The 24734-nt window shown below is 52.0% G+C and carries 27 protein-coding genes; 12 read left to right on the forward strand and 15 right to left on the reverse strand.

All coding sequences use genetic code 11. The annotated features are described in order from the left end of the window. Window positions 1-317 precede the first annotated feature (317 nt). Both AC2FI7_RS15375 and AC2FI7_RS15380 read left to right on the forward strand, forming a co-directional pair. Window positions 318-1148, forward strand: a complete 831-nt coding sequence (locus tag AC2FI7_RS15375) for a class I SAM-dependent methyltransferase (RefSeq protein WP_010438210.1) — start codon at window positions 318-320, stop codon at window positions 1146-1148. Window positions 1149-1235: 87 nt separating this feature from the next. After that, window positions 1236-1934, forward strand: coding sequence for an SDR family NAD(P)-dependent oxidoreductase (locus tag AC2FI7_RS15380; RefSeq protein WP_496815725.1), 699 nt, complete (start codon window positions 1236-1238; stop codon window positions 1932-1934). A 91-nt stretch (window positions 1935-2025) separates the two neighbouring features. Here AC2FI7_RS15380 and AC2FI7_RS15385 read toward each other — a convergent pair whose 3' ends face one another. From AC2FI7_RS15385 to AC2FI7_RS15395, 3 genes are all read right to left on the reverse strand, one after another. Then, window positions 2026-2235: a hypothetical protein gene (locus AC2FI7_RS15385; protein WP_375154076.1), complete on the reverse strand. Its 210-nt coding sequence runs from the start codon at window positions 2233-2235 to the stop codon at window positions 2026-2028. Between the two features lie 234 nt (window positions 2236-2469). Further along, window positions 2470-2775, reverse strand: a complete 306-nt coding sequence (locus tag AC2FI7_RS15390) for a rhodanese-like domain-containing protein (protein WP_010438219.1) — start codon at window positions 2773-2775, stop codon at window positions 2470-2472. Between the two features lie 33 nt (window positions 2776-2808). Next, on the reverse strand, window positions 2809-3009 hold the full coding sequence (locus tag AC2FI7_RS15395) for a DUF1059 domain-containing protein (protein WP_010438221.1): 201 nt from the start codon (window positions 3007-3009) through the stop codon (window positions 2809-2811). 263 nt (window positions 3010-3272) lie between these two features. On the opposite strand from AC2FI7_RS15395, the gene AC2FI7_RS15400 reads away from it, so the two are divergent. Beyond that, on the forward strand, window positions 3273-4925 hold the full coding sequence (locus tag AC2FI7_RS15400; RefSeq protein WP_120981277.1) for a hypothetical protein: 1653 nt from the start codon (window positions 3273-3275) through the stop codon (window positions 4923-4925). A gap of 351 nt (window positions 4926-5276) precedes the next feature. Here the strand turns inward: AC2FI7_RS15400 and AC2FI7_RS15405 are convergent, their stop codons facing one another. Continuing rightward, window positions 5277-5723, reverse strand: coding sequence for a hypothetical protein (locus tag AC2FI7_RS15405; protein WP_496815727.1), 447 nt, complete (start codon window positions 5721-5723; stop codon window positions 5277-5279). A gap of 146 nt (window positions 5724-5869) precedes the next feature. Here AC2FI7_RS15405 and AC2FI7_RS15410 point away from each other — a divergent pair, with 146 nt between their 5' ends. Together AC2FI7_RS15410 and AC2FI7_RS15415 are read left to right on the forward strand one after the other, a co-directional pair. Further along, window positions 5870-6301, forward strand: coding sequence for a hypothetical protein (locus AC2FI7_RS15410; protein ID WP_139056591.1), 432 nt, complete (start codon window positions 5870-5872; stop codon window positions 6299-6301). A 243-nt stretch (window positions 6302-6544) separates the two neighbouring features. Beyond that, on the forward strand, window positions 6545-6787 hold the full coding sequence (locus tag AC2FI7_RS15415) for a glycine zipper 2TM domain-containing protein (protein WP_010438231.1): 243 nt from the start codon (window positions 6545-6547) through the stop codon (window positions 6785-6787). Window positions 6788-7058: 271 nt separating this feature from the next. Here the strand turns inward: AC2FI7_RS15415 and AC2FI7_RS15420 are convergent, their stop codons facing one another. From AC2FI7_RS15420 to AC2FI7_RS15430, 3 genes are all read right to left on the reverse strand, one after another. Then, entirely contained in the window at window positions 7059-7538 is a 480-nt protein-coding gene (locus AC2FI7_RS15420) for a hypothetical protein (RefSeq protein ID WP_010438234.1), read from the reverse strand. A 331-nt stretch (window positions 7539-7869) separates the two neighbouring features. Next, window positions 7870-8502 (reverse strand): hypothetical protein, encoded by a 633-nt coding sequence (locus tag AC2FI7_RS15425; RefSeq protein WP_496815728.1) that lies wholly within the window; start codon window positions 8500-8502, stop codon window positions 7870-7872. Window positions 8503-8693: 191 nt separating this feature from the next. Then, window positions 8694-9065, reverse strand: a complete 372-nt coding sequence (locus AC2FI7_RS15430) for a hypothetical protein (protein ID WP_010438242.1) — start codon at window positions 9063-9065, stop codon at window positions 8694-8696. A 244-nt stretch (window positions 9066-9309) separates the two neighbouring features. Between AC2FI7_RS15430 and AC2FI7_RS15435 the strand changes: the two genes are divergently transcribed. Then, on the forward strand, window positions 9310-9480 hold the full coding sequence (locus AC2FI7_RS15435; RefSeq protein WP_010438245.1) for a hypothetical protein: 171 nt from the start codon (window positions 9310-9312) through the stop codon (window positions 9478-9480). A 780-nt stretch (window positions 9481-10260) separates the two neighbouring features. Here AC2FI7_RS15435 and AC2FI7_RS15440 read toward each other — a convergent pair. Next, complete coding sequence (locus tag AC2FI7_RS15440; RefSeq protein WP_010438250.1) at window positions 10261-10674, reverse strand: hypothetical protein; 414 nt, start codon at window positions 10672-10674, stop codon at window positions 10261-10263. Between the two features lie 200 nt (window positions 10675-10874). On the opposite strand from AC2FI7_RS15440, the gene AC2FI7_RS15445 reads away from it, so the two are divergent. Continuing rightward, window positions 10875-11036, forward strand: a complete 162-nt coding sequence (locus tag AC2FI7_RS15445; RefSeq protein WP_496815730.1) for a hypothetical protein — start codon at window positions 10875-10877, stop codon at window positions 11034-11036. Between the two features lie 313 nt (window positions 11037-11349). On the opposite strand, the gene AC2FI7_RS15450 is transcribed toward AC2FI7_RS15445, so the two are convergent. From AC2FI7_RS15450 to AC2FI7_RS15460, 3 genes are read right to left on the reverse strand one after another with little or no spacing between them, the layout of a single operon-like run. After that, entirely contained in the window at window positions 11350-12090 is a 741-nt protein-coding gene (locus AC2FI7_RS15450) for an MbnP family protein (protein ID WP_496815731.1), read from the reverse strand. Continuing rightward, complete coding sequence (locus AC2FI7_RS15455; protein WP_010438260.1) at window positions 12087-13271, reverse strand: cytochrome-c peroxidase; 1185 nt, start codon at window positions 13269-13271, stop codon at window positions 12087-12089. The genes AC2FI7_RS15450 and AC2FI7_RS15455 overlap by 4 nt, the downstream gene beginning before the upstream one ends. After that, the gene (locus tag AC2FI7_RS15460) at window positions 13228-14535 is read right to left on the reverse strand and encodes a hypothetical protein (RefSeq protein WP_010438263.1); all 1308 of its coding nucleotides are present in this window, start codon (window positions 14533-14535) and stop codon (window positions 13228-13230) included. Before AC2FI7_RS15460 ends, AC2FI7_RS15455 begins: the two co-directional genes overlap by 44 nt. An 829-nt stretch (window positions 14536-15364) precedes the next feature. Between AC2FI7_RS15460 and AC2FI7_RS15465 the strand changes: the two genes are divergently transcribed. Further along, window positions 15365-15796, forward strand: a complete 432-nt coding sequence (locus AC2FI7_RS15465) for a hypothetical protein (RefSeq protein WP_010438266.1) — start codon at window positions 15365-15367, stop codon at window positions 15794-15796. A gap of 71 nt (window positions 15797-15867) precedes the next feature. After that, window positions 15868-16242, forward strand: coding sequence for a CAP domain-containing protein (locus tag AC2FI7_RS15470; protein ID WP_238528758.1), 375 nt, complete (start codon window positions 15868-15870; stop codon window positions 16240-16242). A 580-nt stretch (window positions 16243-16822) separates the two neighbouring features. Here the strand turns inward: AC2FI7_RS15470 and AC2FI7_RS15475 are convergent. The 4 genes from AC2FI7_RS15475 to AC2FI7_RS15490 form a co-directional block, all read right to left on the reverse strand. Further along, window positions 16823-17845, reverse strand: coding sequence for an adenylate/guanylate cyclase domain-containing protein (locus AC2FI7_RS15475; RefSeq protein ID WP_010438270.1), 1023 nt, complete (start codon window positions 17843-17845; stop codon window positions 16823-16825). A 3-nt stretch (window positions 17846-17848) separates the two neighbouring features. Then, entirely contained in the window at window positions 17849-18208 is a 360-nt protein-coding gene (locus tag AC2FI7_RS15480; RefSeq protein ID WP_010438274.1) for a group I truncated hemoglobin, read from the reverse strand. Window positions 18209-18360: 152 nt separating this feature from the next. Continuing rightward, entirely contained in the window at window positions 18361-19191 is an 831-nt protein-coding gene (locus tag AC2FI7_RS15485; RefSeq protein WP_010438278.1) for a class I SAM-dependent methyltransferase, read from the reverse strand. A gap of 77 nt (window positions 19192-19268) precedes the next feature. After that, window positions 19269-20108 (reverse strand): alpha/beta fold hydrolase, encoded by an 840-nt coding sequence (locus tag AC2FI7_RS15490; protein ID WP_010438279.1) that lies wholly within the window; start codon window positions 20106-20108, stop codon window positions 19269-19271. 259 nt (window positions 20109-20367) lie between these two features. On the opposite strand from AC2FI7_RS15490, the gene AC2FI7_RS15495 reads away from it, so the two are divergent. The 3 genes from AC2FI7_RS15495 to AC2FI7_RS15505 all read left to right on the forward strand — a co-directional run bounded on the left by AC2FI7_RS15495 (window position 20368) and on the right by AC2FI7_RS15505 (window position 24696). Continuing rightward, a complete protein-coding gene (locus AC2FI7_RS15495) occupies window positions 20368-22599 on the forward strand; it encodes an ATP-binding protein (protein WP_238528759.1) in 2232 nt (743 codons plus the stop codon). After that, window positions 22592-23305, forward strand: a complete 714-nt coding sequence (locus tag AC2FI7_RS15500) for a response regulator (protein ID WP_010438283.1) — start codon at window positions 22592-22594, stop codon at window positions 23303-23305. Before AC2FI7_RS15495 ends, AC2FI7_RS15500 begins: the two co-directional genes overlap by 8 nt. A gap of 344 nt (window positions 23306-23649) precedes the next feature. Continuing rightward, complete coding sequence (locus tag AC2FI7_RS15505) at window positions 23650-24696, forward strand: cytochrome P450 (RefSeq protein ID WP_158005267.1); 1047 nt, start codon at window positions 23650-23652, stop codon at window positions 24694-24696. The last annotated feature ends 38 nt before the right edge of the window (window positions 24697-24734 follow it).

The following is a 24734-nucleotide window of genomic DNA, read 5'->3' on the forward strand; positions in this document are numbered from 1 at the left end:
GATTTAGCTCGCTGAAAGCGGACATTTAACCCCAGCGCAGCATCCGTCGATTTGGGCTCAGAGCAAACCTTCGCTGCACTAGGCGTGAACGACTGCTACGTGGACAAAGCTGCCGATAAGTCAGTTTGTTGGGATGTGTGACAACGGCCCAATGCAGCCGTTCGGCCTTGATCACCGTCGCCGCGATGCGGCCCGTCAAAGGAGACATTCGCTGCACGGGCGAAGATGGAAGACAGACGCAGGTCCGAAGAGCGGACGAAGCTGACATTCTGGCTCACCCTGTGTATCCTGACGGCATCGATTAGGGAAGCTTCAATATGACCAATCCCAACGAAGTCGCGCACCATTACCATTCCGGTCACTTGCTCAAACGGATTTCCGATGGTTGCGCAGCACTGGGCCTGACCCCGCCAATTTCCCACGACGCTTTGGCGCCGGTTGACGAGTTTCACATTGGCGGGCGTCTCGCGACCGAACCTTTTGTGAAAGCTCTCGGCCTTTCACCTGAAAGCCGGGTTGTCGATTTTGGCTGTGGGCTCGGGGGTCCGGCACGCTATGTGGCGGCGGCCACCGGGGCGTATGTGACCGGTGTCGATTTAACCGCCGAGTTTGTGGAAACCGGTCGCGCTCTTACAGAATGGACGGGCTTGTTACACCGAGTTCAACTCATCGAAGGCAGCGTGTTGGAATTGCCGCTGGACACTGACTCCATGGACGCCGCTTACATGATCCATGTCGGCATGAACATCGCGGACAAAGTCGGCATCGCCCGTGAGGCGAAGCGAGTGCTCAGGCCAGGCGGAATTTTTGCGATTTACGATGTTATGCAAGTCGGAGAGGGGCAAATGGACTATCCCGCACCCTGGGCGTCATCTGCAGATCAAAGCGCACTGACTTCTCCGGAGACATATGAAGCTGCTTTGAAATCTGTCGGTTTCGAGGTGAGTGAGCGGATCGACCGCACTGCATTCGCCAAACAGTTCTTTGCAGATCTGGCAACTGCACAAAGCCGTTCAGATGGCCCTCCACCTTTGGGTCTTCATCTTATAATGGGCGATGACACCGCGCTTAAGGTGCAACATATGGTCAGGAATATCGAACGTGGTTTGATTGCCCCAATTGAAATCCACGCGCGCCTTCCAGTTTAGCTGCTTTGACTAAAAGGTCAGGTTTGGCCTTTCTTAAGTGGGGTGGCGGTTTGTGGTAATCTTCCATAAGCAAATCGGGGAATGCTCATGGCTGAAACAGCTCTGATTACGGGTGCCTCAAGTGGAATAGGCCGGGCAACGGCCATCGACCTGGCTTCGAAAGGGTGGAACATACTCGCGCATGGACGCCGCGAGCAAGCGCTGCAAGAAACAATTGCCATGGTTGAGGCCGCAGGTGGCACGGGCGAATGGTTTGCCGCAGAAATGGGCGACATGACTTCTGTGGCCGCTCTCGCAGACTGGGCGCTGCAAAGCGAGCGGTTGGACGCGATGGTTCACTGCGCCGCCAAGTTCACCTACGGCGCTGTTTCGATTGACCGCTTTTTAGATTGGGACACATCCATCGACCAAGTGCTGCGGTCAACCATCAGACTGACCGCGCATGTCTTGCCTGCGATCCGTGAAACAGAGGGAGCATTTGTCTATATCTGCGGGCCTACATCCTGGCTGAGCTGGAAAAATCACGCCATTCATTGTGCCCTGCGGCATGCGCAGGCTGGTTTTGCCAAGGCTCTGTTCGAAAATGTCCGCGAAGACGGTGTTCGGGTCACCCTTGTGCACCCGGGGTTTGTCAACACTCCAGACGTGTCCGACGCAGGCAAAGACCGCTCCAAAATGATTCAGCTTGAAGAAATTTCAACGCTAATCTCGACTGCTGTAATGCTGTCCAACAACGCCTGCGTCACGGAACTCACAGTGCGCCCCCAAAGGACGCCATATCTATGACAGGCTCTATCTGGTTGGTCGTTCAGAAAGTGCTGACCCACGCGCACAGCAACATCCGCCAGGGCGCGAGGCCGATAGCAGGTGGTCTGCTTTACAACTCCACCAGGTCGTAGTGTTTGATTGACCGAGCTTCGACCAGTTCAGCTTCTGCCGGATCGATGTGGGGGCTTTCATAGTCCTCCCCTACAAACGCCTTTAGAGACTCCAGACTGTCCCAAATCATCACAATGCTGAACTCTCTCGGGGAACCTGATCTTGCGGCGCCCGGCAAGACTTGGACGACGCCCTTTGTCCGTTTCATCAATGGAATGGCAGTTTCGTGAAAGAATTTGCTGAACTCTTTCTCCTTACCTGGTCTCACAAGCACCTGAAAATCCGCATTATCATGTATGCATCCTCCAACAACGGCGATGCCTGGATACTTGTCTGCCTAAATCGGGCGTATCGTAGCACCATCTATTTTGCGCGTCCGTAAGGGCTCGGAGCGGTAACCAAGCCCTTTCAAATGATGGGCTGGTAAGACGAGATAGCACCGTCAAAGTCGTTGAGTGGTGGCCCTAGCATTGATCAAAGTTGCCATGCCCCCATCGACGAAGCGAACATGTTGGAACCCCATTGAGGTCAGGACGTTTGCTGCGGCAGCGCCACGATAGCTAGGAGCGCGGCCGGGCACAGCTACGACATTTGGGTTCACACCGGTGGCGTCCATTTCCGCGGTGTCCCTTACATCGACCAAGAGTACTTTTTGGTCATTCTCCAATGTTGCGAGTGCTTCGGCAGCGGAGATGCCTTCAGCAGCCGAAATTCCCTCTTCTTCCATTTGAGCAAATGTGCGCGCCATGTCGACCTCCAGTCGTCTGTGCCAGAGCACGTTTCAGACGTTCACGGGTTTAATCAAGGTCGCCAGATAGGCCCGTGTTTCACCATCCCAATCAGCAGGATTTTCGTTATGAGCAACTTGCGCATGGAGTTCCATAAGTTTCCAAACTTCATCCTTGGTCTCGGCGACCACGCTTGCGGGACAGGCCGCCATCCCTTCACAATCCCGACAAGCATATGAAAACGCGTTCGCCATCTAGTTTCTCCCCTTTGTTTGAACCAAGGATAGCAGATTGGGCATTATTCACCGAATCCGGCAGTTAGATAGACTGTTTGTGAGACGTGGTCATCGCTGTGAAAGTCGCCTTTGGGGCTCTCCTGGCACCTTCGGCGCGATCTGCGCCAAGGGCCAGTTTGGTACAATGCCGCCAGTCACTGCATTGCTTTGTTGATGCCCCGAGGTCGCATCGCCCGCTTTCAAAAGATGACAATGCCTTAACGTTGTCTTAACGTCGTTTTATGAGAGCTCGCCTTGCCGTGATCTTGATGGCTGACCTGGTCGGCTATACGTCCGCAATGGAGGCGGATCAGTCGCTCGCGATCGAGTTGGTCCGCGAACTTCGTGATAAACTTCTAGAACCTGAGGCCGTCCGAAGAGGCGGCGAGATACTGAAGCGTATGGGCGATGGATGGATAATTGCCTTTCCGTCGATATCAGCGGCAATCGAAACCGCTCAATTTGTGCAAATTGCGTTGGTCGACCATGAAAAAATCAGGCTGAGGATGGCCGCTCATCTCGGGGAGATCATTCAAGACGAGACCGACATTTATGGTACCGGCATCAACATCACTGCGCGCCTGCAGACTGAAGCGCCACCCGGTGGTGTGATGATCTCCGAAGACCTCAAGCGGCAGTTGGACGAAAAGCTTTCAGCGGGTTTCAGCGATGCGGGTACGTACGACTTAAAGAATCTTGCTAATCCTGTGAATGGGTTTCAATGGCGGCCCGCAACGCAGCGAGAGAAAGAACACACAGAATTGCCTTCTATTGCAGTGGAGCCGGTCACAAGTGCCCCCGAAACAAGAGAAACGCTCGAGGTTTGCGCTGATCTGCAGGAGCAACTGGTTTACAGTCTTTCGCGCCGCACTGGTGTGCGTGTAATCGCAACAGATTCAATGTCTGAGACTAATGCAACGTATAGCCTGAGATGCCGATTGCGTTGCCGAGAAACCGAAGCAAGGATCTCGGCCAGCCTTACCCGGTTGGGAGATGGACAGGTAACCTGGTCGCGCTTCTTAAACGGAGATTCAGAGGATTTGTTTGAATTAAGCGACCGGGCTGCAGAACAGCTGTCAGACGATTTACGTCTGCAGATCAATGCGTTTGACGGTGACCGACTTAATGATATTCCAGACGATCAATTGAGCCCAAGTGAGTTGAGATCCCGAGCGGCAATGCTGTTTTACCGTGCCACCGTCGAGGGCTATAATCATGCGGGTAAATTGCTGGAGCGAGCGCTTCGACTTGATCCCGAGAATGGGTCCGGGCTTGCGATGTGGTGCGAAGCCAAACTGTACCCCTTGGAGGCATGCTATCGCGAGGCTGATCCTGATTTACGCACGCGGATCATCGAGTCTGCGAATAAAGCCGTTCAGACTGCGCCTCGTTCCGATTATTGCTGGTACACGCGGGCCCAGGTGCGCGCGCGCCTCGCGGGTGATCTGAATGGTGCAAGGAAGGACATCGATAGAATTTTCCGGCTGAATCCCAGCTATGTTTTGGGCATGGAGGCGAGCGGTTATACCGAATTTATTGCCGGCAACTGGGAAGCTGCTCGGAAGAGTTTGGTAGAGGCTGTGGATCGTTCCACCGAAGATCCGTTTCTGCCATACCGGCTTTATCCCCTTTCGATTGCACACATGATGGCAGGTGATCAGCAACTCGCGCTTGAAGCAATTTCGGACGCGACTGAAATGCGTCCCTACTGTCGACACTTCTGGTTGGTGAAGGCGTGGATACTCAGAAAGTCGCGAATGCACTCCAAAGCGGAAACTGCTGCAGAACGCGCGGAAACGCTGTCAGAAAAAGCGGATATCCTGGCACAAAACCTTCATCTGCCTGACCCCATCAGAGAGGATATAGGGTTGCCAGGTGATCCGATCCAAGCATAGAGGCCTAGATGGGTTACGAGATCGTGGGCTGATAGCCGAACGGCAGGCATCTACCCCGATCCAACCTAAAGCGTGTTACCTACATTCACCGCGGGAGATGAGTTGCGTCATTTCTCAGGGCCGCTTTGGGCTCGTTCCTGACCTCGGATGCGAAACGGTATTTGCCAAATTTGGAAGGCTTGGACTGGTATCGGTCCAATCCGGACCTTCTCTGAGTATTCAAATTGCCGTGGCTGCAGCCCGCAAAGCCTTCATTCGCTGCAGGCGCAGATCGATTCGCTGTCAAAGGTCTAGATCGCGGACAAAGCTGCCGTTCGGAGAGCGTGCGTAATCACCAAAGGTTTGAAAAAATCAGCGGCGAACGGCTGAAATGATGACAGACGGAGCCGGAACAAGAAAACCGCCATTGTGCATGGTGCCTAGAGTGCGAGTACGTTCTGCCAAATCAGAGCGAATTGAATCTCGCTTCATAGCTGGCTGCGATCCCAACAGTGATGCCGCGCGAACGGCACCTTGGTCAAATGCATCAAACAAATCTTCAGGTTGCTGTACATACAATTCAGACGGCACATCGAACAACTGAACCTCTGCAAATCCCGCATTGGTGACCATAGGTTCAGCAGAAGAACGGTTGGCAAGCATATGAGCATCTGGTCCAAAAGGTAGTGTTACAGAGGGGTCGCCCAGTCGTCCAACCGCATCGAACAACCAACCGAATGCACCATCTGATCCTTTCCCTTTCCAGATTGAAAACGCGATACGCCCTTCTGGTCTCAATACCCTTGCCGCTTCAGCCAAGCCGCGTTCAGGATCGGGGAAGTGCTTTCAAAGAAAGGTTCGGAATGAAGCTATCAAGCGCCCTCACCCGAACTGCAATGCTTTGTGCCTTTTTGCTGCCAAGCACAACGGTGGCTTCACCTGATTGGACTTGCATAGAGCCAGCGTTGAGAGACGAGCTGGAGCTTAAGTTCAAGTTTCAGGACGACTTTGCCGAATTGGTATCCACCGAGCGTCCCGAGTTTGGCGAGCTTGTCCAACTAGGAGCGGAAGCTACGAAAACAAACTTCGCAATGCGGCTTTCTCGAATAGTCTGGCTTTGGGAACATGATCCAAGCCGCTTAGCTTCACCCAATGACTTTTGGGTGCTCGATTGGCGCGACGACGATATGTCTCAATGGCTCGAAGCCGACCCGGCAAACGCTGTTTCTCAGGCGCAATTTGAGGCTCTGCAAGGCTCAATAAATGAACATCCCGACTTGCCCGATTTCCGAGCTTATGTATCGGACAATAGGGCTGTCAGCCCATATCTGGAATTGTACACTTCATTTGGAGAAGACACTCAAGTCGCTCGCGAAATTGTAGCGAGTTGCTACTGACGCCAAACCCGTAATGCAAGAATGAGCCATTGGTGGGTAACGGCGGCCTGCGCTTCGGAAGACTAGCGAACTGAGACTTAGAAAACTCAAGGAGATTGGGTTGCGGGCTAGGGGCTGGACCCAGAGTTCCCTTTATTAAAATTTGGTTAACATTAAATCGCACAGACGCTGATGCCTTGTACTATAGACGACCAAGAGCCACCTACTCAGACAGCTAATTCGGTAAATTGAGAGGCAATCGAGATGAACAAAGCACTGTTAACCTGTGTACTTGGGATTTCACTGCTCGTGGCCGCATGTGGAGCACCGACGACGCCAACTCAAGCCCAAGTACAGCATGACGCACGCTGTGCGGCAGGTATCTTAGGTGGTGCTGCCCTTGGGGGAGTAGTTGGAAACCGGTTCGGTGGCGGAACAGGCAAGACTCTGGCGACCGCAGCGGGTGCAGGCGTTGGTATGTATGCAGGGCAATCAGCCTGCAACTAACAAACTTTGGTCGAAGACTCTGAGGTCCACTTAATATCTAACCTGTGTAACCCGCATCACTGACCGCCCACTCAGAATCGGACACACTGCCTGCATTAACTAGTAAGCGTTGGTGTATTTGAGAACGCTAGGATTTGGTAATTCATTTGGTGGGGCGCGCTTGTGGTGGGTGCGCCCCTTTTCTTACCTCGATTTGACCGAGCTTAACGATACCCTTGAGAAGGAAAAACAAACTTCCTGTGCTAAGCAACATAAACGCCAAAGAGGGCTTTCACTGTAACTGGGTAACGCTCTTGATTTGGCAGTCTTCGCCTACGTCAAGCTGACGCCCGGTTTCCGCATAAATGATTGCCGCCAGTGCTTCGCAAACAACAACTGCGCGATCGACCAATCTGTTCCCTCTGGAATCTGGCAACACCGTAGTGAACCCGTCAAAGAGCACTTCGTCACGCTGTTCGGAAATTCCATGCGCTCTGATGGACGCAATTCTCAGCGCTTGTGACATGTCAATGATTTCCAATAAATAGCAGTCCTGCCTTCTAAGAGCCAAGCGCTCGGCTGCTTCAGCTTGTGCAACAACACTCAGATAATCACCTTTGAGAGCATAAACATAAGCCCAGAGTGCCCTGAATATCGGTTCATTAATTAGCTGAGTATTCTCCCGTAAGTGGTTTTCAATTGTTTTTCGGTGATCTTCACCAAGATTGCGAACCTCATTGAGAAAGAACGTCTCGGAAATCTCGACCACCATGTCTCTATTCGCGCTTCCCACCCACGTGCTGCAACTATCTGATGACTGTGCGGTTGAGGCCGAAAACGTCAGGAATACAGTAGCTATCGATTTCCATCTATGAGCACTCAATTGATTTTTCCTAAATAAATTCGGCCGCTTTCTGGTGCGTAGATAGCATTGCCACAGGGGCCTGCAATGCGCCTCACCCTCGATTCTGCAATTGACACCGTCAACCGATAACAGACTAGGCGCGCGTATTGCGCAGAAAACCCTGTTTCGACGCCAACCCCTGCAAAAACCGTTAAACCTGCTAAACGGTGCCGTTTGAACGGTTCTGTCCGGCCAGGAATTAGCGTGCTCGACATTCAATCATCAGCGCTTGGATTGATTGCATTAGCTCCTTAGCGTCACGCCCAACAAGCTTATAGGCTCTTGTGAACGGCCCTACACTCAGTCCGGCGGGACAATACTCAGTCGTCCCTAGTGAATGAAAGTCACTGGTGTCGTACGACTGAGAAAGGTTTTCGCTGGCCGCAATCGCAGCCGCCTGTCCGCGCCCATACTTCGTCCTGGCAGCCTGAAGGTGTGCTTCAGCCTCTTTCTTAATTTCTTCCGTCTGAGTTTCCCACTCGCCAACCGGCTTCCAGTTCACAAAAATTGACCACGTATCGCCATCGGATTTGCTGATGTCGCCAATTTCCGCTTCGTGATGGCGAAGGTCTATGTATGTGCTGAATGCCTGTAGTGTTGAACCGTTTTCATATGCTTTGGTATCTTTACGGTACATTCTGATTTCGCATTGCTCCACAGAGACCTCGAATTGGTCGAACCTCGATCCCGCGTAGCTCAACTCAAGTGCGTTAGCCACTTTTGCGTCGGCGTCCTGCACCCAAACCGGTTGCACGTAGTGAAGCAAAGCAAACGAAAAAATCGCAATAAACAAGAGCGCGAGCCAAACCTCGCCCTTTCCAATCTGACCCAAGAACCGTCTCCGCTTATACTGGAATTATTATTGCACCCACAGGTTGAGCATATCAACACGATTGCGAATAACCGCCAGAAGGCAGGCCTTTCCTCAATTTCTTTGAAGCGGTCCGGAGCGGGGTGCTTCCAGATTAGATGACACCCAATTGAAAGCCCCACACCGGACGCAATCGGTGCAGGGCCAGTGCACTAGCGAGTAAGGCTAAATGCAGTCGCTCGCGACAAGTCAACTATGGTGTTCCCGTAAGTCGTCATTAGCACTCGCAATATTTGATTATGTTGGTTCAGTTCTTCAGCCGTAGGGCTAAGCACGCCACTCTCCATCAGTTCTTGCATGTCGCGCAAATTTTGCGGGTCTTGGTACTCGTTGAGAAAATCAGATGTCCATTCCGCATTTGGTGAATGATCCGACGAGTCTGCCCATTCTTCAAATTCGAGATCCAAATCATTGGCATCCAAGTTCGAACTCAAATCATTGGTGTTAATTGCATAATCCTGTGATCTTGCTTCAAGCACATATGAATTTTCCATGTCAAATGTGACGTCACTAAAGTCAAACATTGCCGCACTCCATGAACTTTATGGACTCGGGAAGTGTTATAGATGAAGTCGCGTTATGGTTTGAAAAAGCCAAAGTTAATTTTGCTTAATGTGCGTTAATCCTTTGTAGCGCAATTGTATGCTATCCAGTCCGACGGGTCTTACAACATTGAGCGGAACCGTATCGAGGCCAAAACAGCCGCCTATCAGAATCACGCACTTACAGGTATGCACGTCGTATAGATTAAAGCTTTGAGGTGTTTCCATGACCACTGTGCGCACCCCGACTGAATACCGCGCCGCCTTGCGAGAGATTGAGTATCTATGGGGATCGGAACCAGATACCGAGGAAGGCAAGCAGCTTGCGGAGTACTTGTCAGCGGTAGAGCAATACGAGCGGCTGAACACCACAGAACCAGTGTTGCAGGGATTGTGACGCTCAGACGCGAAATGGTGGCGTGTGGGCGAGAGAAAGGGCTCAAGCGATAGAAGCGGTGCAGTGGTGCAACAGGTCAAGCTTCAAGTACCGTTCATGCCCTCAACCATAAGTAATATGCATAGATAGTTGAGCGGATTGACGCCTTGAACAAGGCAGGCTTCCGCCACGTAAATCATGACGTTCTTTTCGGTCATCGACGGTTGCCCTAAGTCCAATGTGAGACTTGCTTGGGGGCAAAACATGAAACTAAGTGCGATTGAAGTCGTCTGCATACTATTGGCGAGTGCAGCGGCAGTAGCGGGTTTTTTAGGAGCGGCAAACGCCCTGATTACAGCTATCTGAGCAGATGCCCCGATGCTGTGTAGCTAATATATTGAACAGGATGCGGTATCCAACCTTGTTAGGAGTGGAAGAAGAGTTGACGCTTATCCAGATTGTGGCGTTTTCTCGGTCAGTCATTTGTGTGCACTTTAAGCGTGAATAGGCGCTGATATCATTGGATAATCCGGCTTAACTCCCCCCCTACGGATTTTACAGGCCGGGTGCTGGTGTCCATGTTGTGGGGCATGACTGTTGCAGACCTGACTATCCTAGAGCTCTATTGCGTGATTGCTGCGTCTGGGTTGCTATTTACCTCTATTTGCTGGGCGTTATGGGGTGTGGCAACAGATACCGATAGACAGCTTTCTCCGCTTGGCTGAGGCGCTCTTGGTCTCGCCTCTTTGGGCGGTGTAACAGACCCCTCGCTATACGGAGCCTATATCCTTTATTCCGCGTTTATTGAGGCCCAGTTATGTTCGTCATCAGGGCGCGGATAATCATCTGTTTTACCTTGTCGGGGGCCTTTTGAACCGCTCCTTGAAGATTGGCAGGCACACCCGCCCGCATCAGCATTTCGGCAATGACAGGGCCAACCTTGGTCTCTTTACATGCCGACATATGCCGCAGAGCCGCTGCGCCGCCTTTCCGAGCAATCAGCGCAGCAGCTACGCCACCACCGGCCCCGGTCAGGTCACCTGTAGCGGCAAATCCTGCATCACCACCAGCGCCGCCAACTATGCCCTGCTCAATCAACTGGCGCGCAGTCGTGGAATTTCCTGTAAGCGCCCTTTGTGTGTCTGCAAAGGTGCGTTCGTTAGCAATCTGGTTGCGAACCGTATTTGCTCCCTCAGGCCCCAGAGCGGCTTGCATGGCGTCTTGCTGGCGTCGTGGGCCGCAACCGCGCCGGGTGTGTCTCTGCAGTTCTGTAGGGCGTCGATCTTGCCGCTGGCATAGCCCTGCGCGACTTCGTCGGGGTGGGCTACAGCGGCTTTATCTGCGCCGCGGGCATAATCTACTGATACGTGGGGCTTTGCGCCCTTAGCACCGAGGTTGACGGCATTCATGAGCCGATGCCGGAGTATGAACTACTGGAGTTGCTGTTGTTCAACGCAATCCCAAGGATCGACGTAAAGCCATTAGCAAAGCATCTTCTGGCCGAGTTTGGTGACCTGAATGGGGTCATTGCAGCCTCAAAGCACCTAATTCTCAAGGTAGATGGGGCTAACGACTAGGTTTTCTATCATCTGCGCGTTGTTGAAGCCTTCGGTCATAGAATGCGCAGGCACAGATAATGAGGCGGGATGTTGTGTCGTCATGGGAGGATTTGGTGACCTATTATCGTACCGCAATGGCACACCGCGAAGTTGAACAATACCGGGTTGGGGAGCTTTTAAAGGGTTGGCGACGAGACTAACGGCAGTTGTGCGGACAAAGCAGACATCATAGGGCATGTCGTTTTACAGGATGGACCCGCTACTTCTGAATAAATGAGTCACCTAGCCACTCGACGGACGCTTGTTGGTGAGTTTTCCTCAAAGTTCACCATTAATCACCCCAGATGGGATTAATCATCTGGGCGTAATTCGTTGCCAAGAGTGCCGCGTCGGACCTGTCCATCTTTACGGTCTGTAGTTCGGTCATGTTGATGACCTCCTCTCCGGAAAAGAGTTTCATGACGTCCACGGAAAATGTCAGCGGTCTGTTTTCATCCCGTTCAACGGAAGTTGACGCCACAAAGTCGAGATCCCGGCGATTTTCGTTAAAGCCGACATGGTAGACCAATGGCATTACAGCCCCGTCCATTTGGATAGCCCCCTCGACCAGAACAAATTTGTAGCCGATGTTCCAGTTCCAAGCCATGCGGTTATTGGGATCAAGGTCGCCACGTACTTCGATAGACCCGTTTGCGGCTTCATCAATCCCAATGGACATCGAGATCCTTGATATCTGTCGCAAAGGCACTTTCGGTAGTACCACATTGAATTGCGGCGTGCTGCGGTCAAACCTTAACAAATGGTAGCTGTTTTCTACGACATGTACCTTGTCACCGTCAGCCAGTTTGATGTTGGAGATGTAGACACGGAAATCACGAAGGCGGAACATCTCTGTTCCGCCGGGATTGGTGTAAGCGAAGGTATCGAATTCAATCGGCTCGCCATTTGCTTCGGCTACAAAAATCAGTTTCAGCGGCCTGGGTTTCGTTCGAAAATCAAAGGCAAAAACTATTATGGCTGCTAGGACCAAAGTGGAAACGGCGACGATGCTGAGTCTGTTTAGGCGTTTCATTGTGTCTCTTCCTCAAATGGGCTTGAAAACTTTGGCTCCGTCAGAAATGCCTCATCCGTCAAAGTGTGGAGAAACGCGATAATTGCATCGACTTCTTTGGGCGCGAGGCCGAGGCCGTGTGCAGCAATGGGATCTACGACGGTATTATCCGCTTCAAGGATCAAAGGGCTAAGTGTATCGCTAAACTGAATGCCGGAATTGTAATGCGTGAGCACTTCGCTAAGGGTCGCGAACCGGCCATCGTGCATGTAAGGCCCTGTAACCGCTATGTTTCGAAGTGTCGGCGTCTTGAACTTTCCCCGGTCTAAGATGTCACCGGTCACCGCCTCAAGTCCGCGGCCCAGGTTCTGTTCTGCATCAAGGCCGTTGTTGATAAAGCCATCCCAGCCATCCGAAAATCCAGCTGTCACGAACTGACTGTGACAGTCGATGCAGTTTCCGCCACGCAAAGAGACCTTAACGTCTGGATGCGCCATGAACAGTTTGCGCCCGTGCTCTTCTTGCGGCGAAAGACGCAGTTCGCCACGCAAATATCGATCGTATTTGGAATTCGCGGAAATCAACATTCGCATAAAGGTTGCCAGCGCGCGGGCGACGTTCTCTTCCGACACCTCGCCGTAGGCTTTCCAGAACATCTCGGGATATTCAGGCGCGCTTTTTAGCTCGCGGACAAGTTCGTCCAGCGGTTGCTGCATTTCATCCGGATTTATCAATGGCTGCAGTGCTTGGTGTTCCAGCGTCGGACTTCGACCGTCCCAGAAAAACCGGCGCGGTCCCCAAAGAAGATTGGCAAGGCTCATGCTGTTGAAGGCAAGCTCCTTTCCGCCATGCCCCAAGGCGACTGGTTGGCCATCCGTAAAGGCGCGCTCCTGTTGATGGCATGTTGCACAAGACATGCTGTTGTCGCCGGATAACATGGGATCATAAAACAACCGCCTGCCAAGCTGAAAAGCTTCTTCTGTCAGAGGGTTATCTTCCGGGATCGAAAAACGGCCAAACACAAATGGTGCTTTGAAATCTGCGATGGCTGTCGGCACAGGAGGAGATCGTGAGATCCAAAACGCAGACAGTAATGCAATAAAGATCGCCAGGCAAAGCCCGGCGATCCCGAGTTTCATTTTGATGTTTTGGCGCTTTTCAGTGGTGGTGAACGAACCCTGCGCCAAAAAGCCCTTCGACATTGTCGACACCTTTTTTGTAGCGCTCACGGAAATTCACCGTGGCTAGCCGTTCGCCGGTGGCAAGGTCGTGGACGGTTATCGTGTGTGCGTTGAGTCCGGCGATAAAGTCCACATCTGTCGGGTCGTTTGCTTTCGCGTCGCCAAGATTGAGAAGATTGTTCTGGATGGCGATCACCTCACGTCCTGACTTAGTGGTGAAAAAGATCATGTGGTGCGCACCTGCATCGGCGACGATGTCTGGTCCTGACGAAACCAGCTTGGGCAGCTTTGAAAGATCATATCGTTTCACCACGCCCGGAAGCGCGTGACTGATAAACAACTCAGTGTCGTTGCCGTAGAATTCGAGTGGCACCGCAGTTCCGTTTTGGACACCGCTGTAGACCACTTCAGCTGGCCCGAAAGTTTTAGCTTCGGCGTCATACGGAATTGACCATGTTTCAAAGCCGAACATGGTATTTACAAGCACTGCCGGTTCGATGTCTTCGTGGATCGACGGTCGCGCAAACAACACTTCGACGGGCGAAGACGGGAAACCGACTGGCATCTCACCTTGCACCTCAATCGTCTGGACCGGTTCGAGCGTGTTGAGGTCGATGATCGTTACCGTATTGCCAACACCGGTGGCGAGATCTGGGTGGACAGTGGAAGTTACAACCATCCTGTCGTCAAAGGCCGAGATGCCATGTGGATACAGGATGTAAGGCGCGTTTTCCCCAACTTCACTTTTCCGCGCCTCTATCACCTTGATGACCTCATTGGTCTGCGCGTCGAACACGCCAACCGTACCGCCATCGGCTTGGCCAAGGCCGCCCATGAAAGTGACAAACATGTACTCAGTTCCGTTTGACCGGGTCCACATGATGTCTTCGCCCACCATCTGGCCGGCAGTGTCGAGGCACTGAATGCCGGTCACTTCGGGCGCGCCGGTTGAGTCACGCGCCAATCCGATCTCCGCAAGACTACATTTGGGATCTAGGCCAGTGGAATAAAGCCGTCCGTTAGGGCTGTAGTAAAGATGGTGAAGCGGATGCTCGAGTTCCGGCTGCTCTACTTCACTGATAATTTTGCCAAAATCTTCGGACTCTGGATCCAACTCGACTATAGCCACGCTGTGGCTTGCGCTGAGCGTCGGTAGTGAGCGCAACAACACCATTGCGCGACTTTCTTCACGGACCTGAGCCTGAGAACTCGCCGTCAACACACCAACAATAAGCGCAGTGTTGCTTGCTGTCAGGGCGGCGAATTTCAACGAAAAATCAAACATAATTCCCCCCTCTGCAAAACATAAGCAGTACGAGCATCATTGCAGATCAGACGGTTCCCGTCGAGAATATCGTATTTGAGCGAGACGCGAGCATGTGCTGGCCATAAAATTGAGGGCAGAGTTCCCAGCGATTCCCACCGCCCAAATTTCCATTTTTTTGAATAGTCCTTAAAATCATTGGAACCTGATGCCGAAGTTGCGCAACAGGTGTTTGCAACGAAATAGCTACTACCACTTTGGGCTCAGAGCCGACATCCGACTAAACCGGAGTGATGACTTAGAATTCGTCAGCTTCTGACAGTTGGCCTGCCAACCCCCCATTTATAGTGGGCTGAATATGGCGGGCCACATGTGGTATACTGCGCTGGCCTCCCAAATTGGGAGTAGGGGAAGAACCCACCGTCTCACAAATGATTGAGAGTGAAGGTGGTGAGGGGCTGGATGAGGGGGTCTTAGCCAGCCCCTCTCTCTTGAGGGGGTATACGGAGTGGTAGTGTTGTTCCGTTGAATTCAATCTACCCTGTTAGTGCCTTGTCCGAAATTGGGGGATTCCCGTAGACCCCTTATTTTCTTATCCCAGACACAATTCAAACACGCTGTACCGATACCAAGCAGGAGCGGCGTGCCTTGATGGAGATTGGCGATTTCTATGAGGGGGTACGCGTTCGGCGCGCCGTACCTTTTGAAACGAAGATAAAACTGTTTGTGCAAACCAGCCATCGACACGAATTTAGTCAAAAAAGCTGGTCCGAAACGTGCAATCTAGCTTAGCCTTACAGGTACGGATATCTGACAACGCATACCATGCCAATTTCGAGGAAGCGGCCCAATGTTTAACAGAACTCTCTGCATGGGGATCACCTTTGCCTTGTTCGCTACGACCGGTCTAAAGCCAACAACCGCGAATGCCAGTGATGCTGGAGACGTTATCGCAGGTGTCGCACTCGGGGTTTTAGGGGCATCCATTGCGCGGCATCACCACCATCATGGGTCGCATTATCAGAAGCACCCAAGTCTTTCTCCAGAGGAAAACGCAATCGGGCTTTGTATGCACCGAACGCATGCCGCAATGACTAATCAGGGCTACTACGCCGTGGATTTCCAACGCACACTCTCGTACACGACAAATGCAGACGGGATTGATTTAATTGATTTGGAAGTCGCGAGATCCAGCGATAGTACCGATGCCCGCTCCTACATAAAAGCTCACTGCGCAATTCAAAACGATGCCGTGGTCAATTTCAGGTACTCAAATTACTGAGTAAAGTTACGGGCAAACATAAGATGCTACGCCTGTTGTTATCCATGGCACTCCTGCTCCCCTCGGCTCTCATGGCCGACAAATTGGCTACAAACGAGCTGAATGCGTTTCGCGGCGGTCAAGGTGTTCCAGCACTAAGTTACAACCCAAAGTTGGAGCAAGCCGCCAAGTCGCATGCCGATGACATGGTGAAGAGGGGGTTCTTTTCGCATACCGGCTCTAACGGGTCAGACGTGGGCGAACGGGTGCGCAAAACAGGCTACAACTGGTGTTTCGTGGCTGAAAACATTGCCAAGGGACAAAACGGTTTGGACGCTGTGATGGCAGCATGGTCGAAATCACCGGGACATCGAGCAAACCTGCTTTCTCGCAAAGCCAAGGAGTTCGCGCTTTATGAAGCGGCGGATCGTACTTGGGTTATGGTTTTAGCCGCACCCTGCAGGTAGATTTGCGCCATTCTCGACGCCGCAAAACGCCACCAGCTTCAATCCTCTGATGACTTCCAATGAAACGCAATAACTTTGGTATCATCCGACAATCCATTTTCATGCCGAACCTCTTCGACATGGGCATCCAGTTGCTCTTCCGTCTATCCCGGCTCCACCCTGGTGTAGTGTACCTTCGGTTCTGCTAAGATGATGAGAGAAAACCGTTGCGACGGTGTTTATGTTTACTGCTAGGCTCTGCGACATTGACTAGCTCTGGACCATCGAAGTGGGACTTTTGCGCCGCCACTACCATTCTTTGGAATCAATAGATCGACGTTGATTGCGACAAACCAATCCGTTGGAAAAATCGCACAGGAGTGACGATTTTTATTGCGATTTGTAGCGATCAAACTTCAAAGCTCACGCCGACTGTAAACGATGCGTTCTCCCATTTGATCGTACTTGCCAAGCAACGCTGCGATATGATGAACTTCATGTAGTTCGAGTGACCAAAACGCGCGTTGAAATACCGTTTCTTACTTTGTGAAGGTGCAACTCAGTTGATCTACCGTTAGCCAAGATGGCAAGGGTGCTGCATTCAACTGCTGTCCGAAAGCCGCCAGACTTCCTGTTCACCAAATCCTCGGATTGTTCTGACCCCAATATTTTCAAGATCGAATTGGTCCTTCAGGACATGTGCGACTTCGCCCTGAACACTGATTTCCATCGGCTCGGAGAATTCCTGCAACCGTGAAGCGAGGTTCACGGCAGGTCCAAATATGTCGTAAACATACTTCTGAATTCCGACGACCGAGCCCACAACCGAACCCGAAGACAGACCAACCCGGCAATGCCATTGATGCGGATGGCTCAGATTGCGCCGGTTCAGATAGCGCACAAATCGGATGGCTGTGTTGGCGATAGCCTTGGCGTGATCCGGTGTCGGATCAGGCAATCCCGCCACAGTGATATACGCGTCTCCGATCGTTTTGATGCGCTCGCAACCGAATTGCTCACCGATACGATCAAACGCGCTATATATGTCGTTCAGTTCAGTGACGGTCACGCTGGGGTCCTGCGAGGCGACCATTTCCGTGAAGCCCACAAAATCCAGCATCAGAACAGAGACAGGATTGTACAGCTGTGGCGTCACCACACCAAAGGTTTTGTATTCTTCATAGACCGAACGAGGCATGATGTTGAGAAGCAGTTTCTCCACCTGCTCTTTTTCGCGTTTGATCTCTCTTGTATTGCGCTCGACCATCATCGAATAGGAATCGATCATGGATTCCAACTCCTTGATCCGCGTGATGTTCTGACAGACCAGAACCAGGACGTCGTCTTTGGTGGAAGTGAAATCGAGTGCGATGATCAGCGTCCTGCGTTTCTTTTTGAACCTGATTTCCGATGCGTATCGCCCGTTATCCGCAAGGGCAGTCTGCATGGCATCGGCATCCAGATCAGGAAAAAGTTCCTGCAACTGATTTGGCTCAGCTTCGTTGCTGAACCAGTCGTCAAACGTGTCATTGCGAAAACTGAAACGCAATGATTTACGATCCAGTAGCGCGACCCCGACGCCGATTGCGCGCAGGAGCTGTTCATTAATGGCTTCTATCTTCATGGGTCACCCGACAATCAATGGGCGGCGTTTGGCGAACTCTGCGACAACTGCCTCGACATCCTCGTCGGCCACACCGTGATCAATCAAGGTCGCACGCAGCACCACTTCAAGCTCATCAAAATGAGCGTCGTTGATATCGAGATGTGAGTGCAGCTGTTTCAGCTGTTTGTCCGTATAAGACGCTGGTCCGCCAAGCAGGGAAGCAATGAATTTAGTCTGGTGATCAACCATCCGGGACATATCGACCTCGTCGAAGAATGGCCCGATGTCATCGTTATCAAGAAGGGTATCGTAGAAAGAGAGGACGATCTTGCTAACCTGCGAAAATCCCCCGTACTTCTCATAGAGCGTGCGTTCAGCCATACCAAAACCCTTTCAAAATAGTACGAATAGGGAAGCGCTCCCATTGTCAAAGACTACAAATTCTACACAGTTCAATTCAAGTCTGCTGCCGTCGCTGCATTCTGACGCCATTCGGAGCTTTGCCGAAGGGCGTCATGGTTCTAAAAACTATGTCAGCGGCGTTCGACGATAATCTCGGCATACTCGGAAGAAATGCACAGTGAATCGTTGGTCGAGATGTCGAACCTTTTGATCAGCGCCATCATGTCATTGCGCAATGATGTCTGACCTTCGGCATCCAACGCTTCGAATGCTTTTTGCATCGGGCCGTAGAACGTGCGGAAATATTCCATGAAATGCTCGGCTGACCGGTAGCGGAACATGAAGTTCTTGCGCCGAAACGATTTTACCGCGCACCGAGTGCCGAAATTCTGATCGATCCAATCCCGGCTTCCCCACATCGCCGGAGAGTTCACGCCCGCAGGCGGCGGCACATGCTTGCCAATCGTTTTAAACAGTTGCCCGATAAAGCTTTCTGGGGTCCAATTGGCCATGCCGATTTTTCCACCCGCCTTAACGACCCGCTGAAGTTCGGCAGCGGATTGTTTTTGATTAGGTGTAAACATTACCCCGAATGTGGACACTACCGCGTCGAATGACTGATCATCAAAGGGCAGGTTCTCGGCGTCTGCGACCTTGTAGTTTACGAACAGACCCTCGGCTTGGGCACGCTTGCCGCTGGCTTCCAGCAGGCTTTCGACATAATCGGTTGAGGTTACGTCGCAAAAGCGTCTGGCAAAGGCCAGTGTTGCGTTGCCGTTTCCCGCTGCCACATCAAGGATCGTTGAGTCGGCGCGCATGTCCATAGCTTCGGCAAGCTCTTCACCGGTTATCTGCAGCGTGACCCCGACCTTGCTGTAATCTCCGGCACCCCACGCTGCGTTCTGTTTGGCTTTGATTGCCGTGTAATCCGCTGTGGGTTCGATGGTTGATTGAATACCCATGATTGATGTCCTCCGGGTGTTGTGCTGACCCTAGATCAGCGGTTTCAAAATAGCCGCATCTTCTGAATGCGTTTGAGTTATGCAGCTTCGAGATCAGGCCAGCTGAAATCGGCGATCGGCCGCTCGGCATTGGCAACATGCTCGAAGATTCTTGAATTGACCCATTCCGGCTGGAAGATTGGCGCCATGTGTCCAAGCTCGGGCAACAATGCGATACGTGCATTGGGCAACGTCTTGGCGATGGCCACGGCGACATTCTGAGCGATCTCAGGGGATTCCAGACCGGTCATCACCAGGGCTGGCATCTCGAGATTGGCCAGATCCTTTAACGTCCAGCTCTCGGCAAACCCGTTGGCAAAATCCGTCATGACTGACGAAATCTGGCCCGCAAATTTCTTTTTGGCCTTGTCGGGCAGGTTGTCCCAAAAACCGTCTCCGTTCCAGAAATCAAGGAAATGCTGCATTCCTGCGGCCGCATCACCCTCGGCAGCAGCGCCAGATACCAACCCAGACAAAAGCTTGATCTGTTGGAACAAGCGACGTCCTTTGTTGTTCCCATGAGCCAGAAAGTGAAACGCAGCCGGTTCATAGACAGTCAGGCTTTTGACCAGATCAGGGCGCATCAGGGCGATTTTGATTGCGATGCCGCCACCGTTCGAGTGACCGACCAAATGAACCGCGCTGCCCAGCTTTTCGATTTCTCTGATTACGGAGGCCGCCGAAATTGCCGCCCCCTTTTGGCTGTGATCGCTCGCCAAAGGTGCACGACCATAGCCGGGCAGATCAAAGGCATGAACATCAAAGCGACCGTCAAGATCGGCTTCCAGTTGGCTCCACTGAGCGCTGCTGGATGCGGAGGAATGCAATGCGACAATCGGTGCATTGCTTGCTTCGGTAGACCTAAATGAAATTGTCATCGTACTTACTCACTTGCGTTTGAGATGAGCAATAACTGACGGTTCATTGTTTCATTGAAATTTCCGAAATAAGCGCAAAGTGTTTCAGTTGTTGCTCTGTGAAGCAGGTCACACAACGCGCTATCTGTCTCTGAAACATGGGAAATTACGGCCGGAATTTGCGCCACCCCGACCGGTTTGAAACAATTGAAACATTAGATGCTGATTTTGAAATGGCGCTGAAACAATGATACCGTAGAAAAATAGGATGACGATGGACATGGCGAACGATTTTCAGGAAATCGAGAAGGCAAGGGACCTTCTGCGCGATGCAATCGAGTCTCTTAAGGAAGGGTTCGCCCTTTATGATGACGACCGTCGCCTGCTCATGTTCAACCAGCGCTATGCCGAGATGAACAAGGGTGTCGCGGACCTGTTAAAGCCCGGACTAGACTGGGAAATCCTGATGCGCGAAACAGCGCGGCGCGGGATTTATGCTGACGCCATCGGCAATGAAGAACAGTGGGTCTCGGACCGATTGGCCAACGGGATCGAGTTCATTCAGGATTATGAACTGGCCGAAACGGACGGTCGAACTTATCTGGTGTCGGTCCATCCCACCAATCTTGGCGGCTTTGTTGTTACGCGCGAGGATATTACAGATCGCAAGCAGGCCGAGGCTGAAGAACGCGACGGAGACCTTCTGATCAGGAAGGTGCTGGATGCCAGTTCTGCAGTCGTGACGATGGCGCGCATTGGCGATGGCCAGATCCTTTATCGCACACCCGCCGCCCTTCAGATGTTTGGCGCCTCCAAGTTCGCGCGGGAGCATTACGCCAAGCCTGAGGAGCGCGCGGATTTTGTGACCTTGCTGTTGGCGGATGGTCATGTCGAAAACTTCAAGCTCGATTTGTGCAATGCCAATGGAAAGATTTTTCCGGCCTCAATTTCTTCGCAGCTGATCGATTACAAAGGCGAAGAAGTAATCGTTACCAGTATTATTGATCTTACGGTTCAGCTGGAAGCCGATGCTTTGATCAGGCAGGTGATGGAAGCGTATCCCGCCGCGATCAACATGACGCATGCAGAGACAGGTGAGGTCCTGTTTGCAACGCCGGAAATAAAGGCTCTGTTTGGTCCTGCCCGCAGTTCCAAATCTTACTATGCTGATCCGACAGAACGTCAGCGATACCTGAAAGACCTTCGCGAAGCGGGATCTCTCAAAGATCGGCGGATGGAGTTTGTTGATGCAAATGGAAGAAAGTTTTGGGCTGCAGATTCTTCCCGCCTGATCGAATTCAACGGCGAAGAAGTCATCGTCTCGAACACACGAGATCTGACAGATGAACTGGCGATTGAAGAAGAGCTCGCAAAGCAACGCGAGATGCTTTTCCAGAATGAGAAGATGTCAGCGCTTGGCGAACTTCTTGCTGGCGTGGCCCATGAGCTAAACAATCCGCTTTCCGTGGTTGTTGGGCATTCTCTCATGCTCAAGGACGAAATTACCGACCCCGATCTGACCGCCAGAATCGAGAAGATCAGCAATGCGGCCGAGCGCTGCGCGAAAATCGTTAAAACATTCCTGGCAATGGCGCGCCAGCAACCCAGCAATATCGAGGATGTCGATGTTGCCGGGCTGATCGCGACTGCGGCGGATGTCGTTGGGTATGGTACGCCATCAGATGGAATCCGCGTTGTGCAGAAAATTCCTGCTGATTTGCCACCGGTTGCCGCGGATGCCGATCAGATCACCCAAGTTATCATCAATCTGATCATTAATGCGGAACAGGCCATGAGGTCATCTGAGCGCGGTGACCTGATCGAGCTTTCAGCGCGGCCGAGGTTTGATTCAGGCATGGTCGAGTTGACGGTAAAGGACAATGGCCCGGGAATCCCCAAGGCCATTCGCGCCCGAATCTTTGAACCGTTCTTCACCACCAAGGAAGTTGGAGAAGGCACCGGTATTGGTCTCGCGTTTTGCCACAGGATCATACTGTCTCATGGCGGTCAGATTCGGCTTGATCAGAGCGACAGTACTGGCACCTGTATGCGGATCTTGCTGCCTATCGGGGCACAGAGCGAGTTTATGGAAGATGAGCCGAAAGATTCAATTTCTTCTTCACTGTCTTTGAAGGCATTGGTGGTGGATGATGAAGTTGAAGTTGGTGAGCTGCACGCAGAGATTCTGAGAAAAGAAGGTTTTGACGTCGATTTCGTCTCATCCGGTGAGGAAGCATTGCGCAATCTTCGCTCAGAAAACTATGACGTATTCCTGAGTGACTTGAATATGCCGGGTGTTGATGGACGAAAGATCTATCAGGCTCTGGTTGCCGAATTTCCGCACATGCTGAACAGAACGGCCTATGTGACCGGGGATACGATGGGGCAGGCTTCGCAAGCATTGCTTGGTGAATCCGGCTTGCCTCATCTCGAGAAACCCGTTTCGCCTTTGGAACTCAGAACCCTCGTGGGCAATTTGCTTGCCGAAGGGAAGGAAGCAACCGATGGATGAAAAGAGAACGCATATCCTGGTGTGCGATGACGAAGTCGATGTGCGTGAAATGCTTCAGGAATATCTGGGCAAGCGTGGATATGAGGTTTCGGCAGCATCCGGCGGAGATGAGCTGAGGCAGATACTGTCTGCGAACGGGGTCGACGTCATTGTCATGGATATCAACATGCCAAAGGAAGATGGCCTTTCAATACTTCGATCCTTGCGCCCTGAGAACACAACACCGGTTATCATGTTGACTGCAGCAGGCGACGTTATCGATCGCATCGTCGGATTGGAGATGGGGGCAGATGATTATCTGGGCAAACCTGTTGACCTTCGGGAACTTGAAGCTCGGATCAAGGCGATACTCCGGCGCGAAGCAATACATGAAACGGCGACCAAGGAAGCCCCCGACATCAACGGAGCACCATTTGGCGATTTTACATTGGATAAAGACGCGGCCAAACTTCTGGCCGCTGATGGTTCCGAAGTTCAGCTGACCGCTATGGAATACAACCTGATCAAGGTATTCGCCGAAAACAAGGGACGCGTTCTGAACCGCGACCAGCTGCTTGAACAGGCCCATGATCGATCCTGGGATCCATTTGATCGCAGTATCGATATCAGGATTTCCCGTCTTCGCCGAAAACTTGAATCCAACCCGGAAAAGCCCGAGATCATCAGAACTGTGCGAGGCATCGGATATTTGTATGACCCAAAGTGAAGGCACGTTTTTAACGAGCTGATTGCTAGCTTTAACGGGGATAATCGCCAAAGAAACGAATTGGCTGCGTGCAGAACCCTTCCGTAATCGTTACGAAGTTTGCCCGAGAGCCTTTCTGTGGTCCATCGTAGCGATACGTCAGTCTGAAGAAGGACACGCACTAGTAAGTCGACCACTCTGGGGCAATCGATATGCTATCAATCTCCGAACTACCCGAGATAGACTTTTCATCGGAAGCGTATCAGAAGCGACCGTTTCAAACCCTTGCTGAGCATGCACGGAAATGGCGCATCGCCCGTAGTAAACGCGGCGTGGAAATTTTGGACTATGACATTTGCAGGAACATGATCCTGGATCGTCGATTTGGCACAGGACATCCAAAGTTGATGCATCTGTTGGGCCTGCCGGAAGGACGTGCGCTAAATTACAAACGTGAGTCTATATCCTTTTACAACCGCGGTGATAAACGGCGCAAATTACGACAGCCGATAGCGCGCCTGATGAGCCCGCACGCCTCTGAGGCGTTCCGGCAAGACATTAAGGATGTTGTCGCTGACATCATTTCTGACATCCCGACGCATACCAGAGTCGACCTGATCGAAGCACTTTGTGATCCCACGCCGTCGCGGGTCTATTGTTATTGGGTCGGTGCGGACAAAGGCGACGCGTCCTATATCGCCAGGACGTCGCACACGGTTCAGCAAGTTCATACGCGAGATCCGGAAAAGACGCCGGAAATTGTCGAGGCGTTTGAAAGCCTGCTTGATTATGCGGACGCACGGATTGCTGCCGCGCGCGAAGCCCCTTCTGACAATCTGATTTCGGATTTGGTCCGGGCAGCGAACAATGATGAGTTTACGGATGACGATCTTCGGAATTGGGTTATCAAACTGGCAGAGGCGAATACCGACAACTCCTCTCATCAAATCGCAAGCACCATTATCGAACTGGCCTCACGCCCCGCTATCTGGCAAAGGCTGCGCGAAGATCCTGACGCAATTCCGATTGCCGTGAACGAAGTTATGCGTATCCACCCACGATCAATCTCAACCTCTCGCGAAGCACTGGAGGACGTAGAAATCGGTGGCGTGCATATCGCCAAGGGCACACCGGTCTTTGCAAATATCGGGGCAGCCCATTGGGATGAGCGCTATTACCCGGAGCCTGAAAAATTTTCTCTCGAACGTGCTGGGCAGCCAGCTCATCTGAATTTCGGGGGTGGTGTATTCTCTTGCCTGGGGCGTTACGCGATCACAATCGAGGTTGAAGAAGTTGTCCGATATATGACCCAAACCTTTCCGCGCATTCGGTTGGATAAGGCAGAATTCAGTCATTCACCGATGTTCACAAATGTGACCGATCTACATGCGACACTTGCTCCTCTGAGCTGATCAATACGTGTTTCGGTGAATTGAGAAATTTACACCCA

The sequence above is a fragment of the Ruegeria sp. YTSA064 genome (assembly GCF_059610325.1).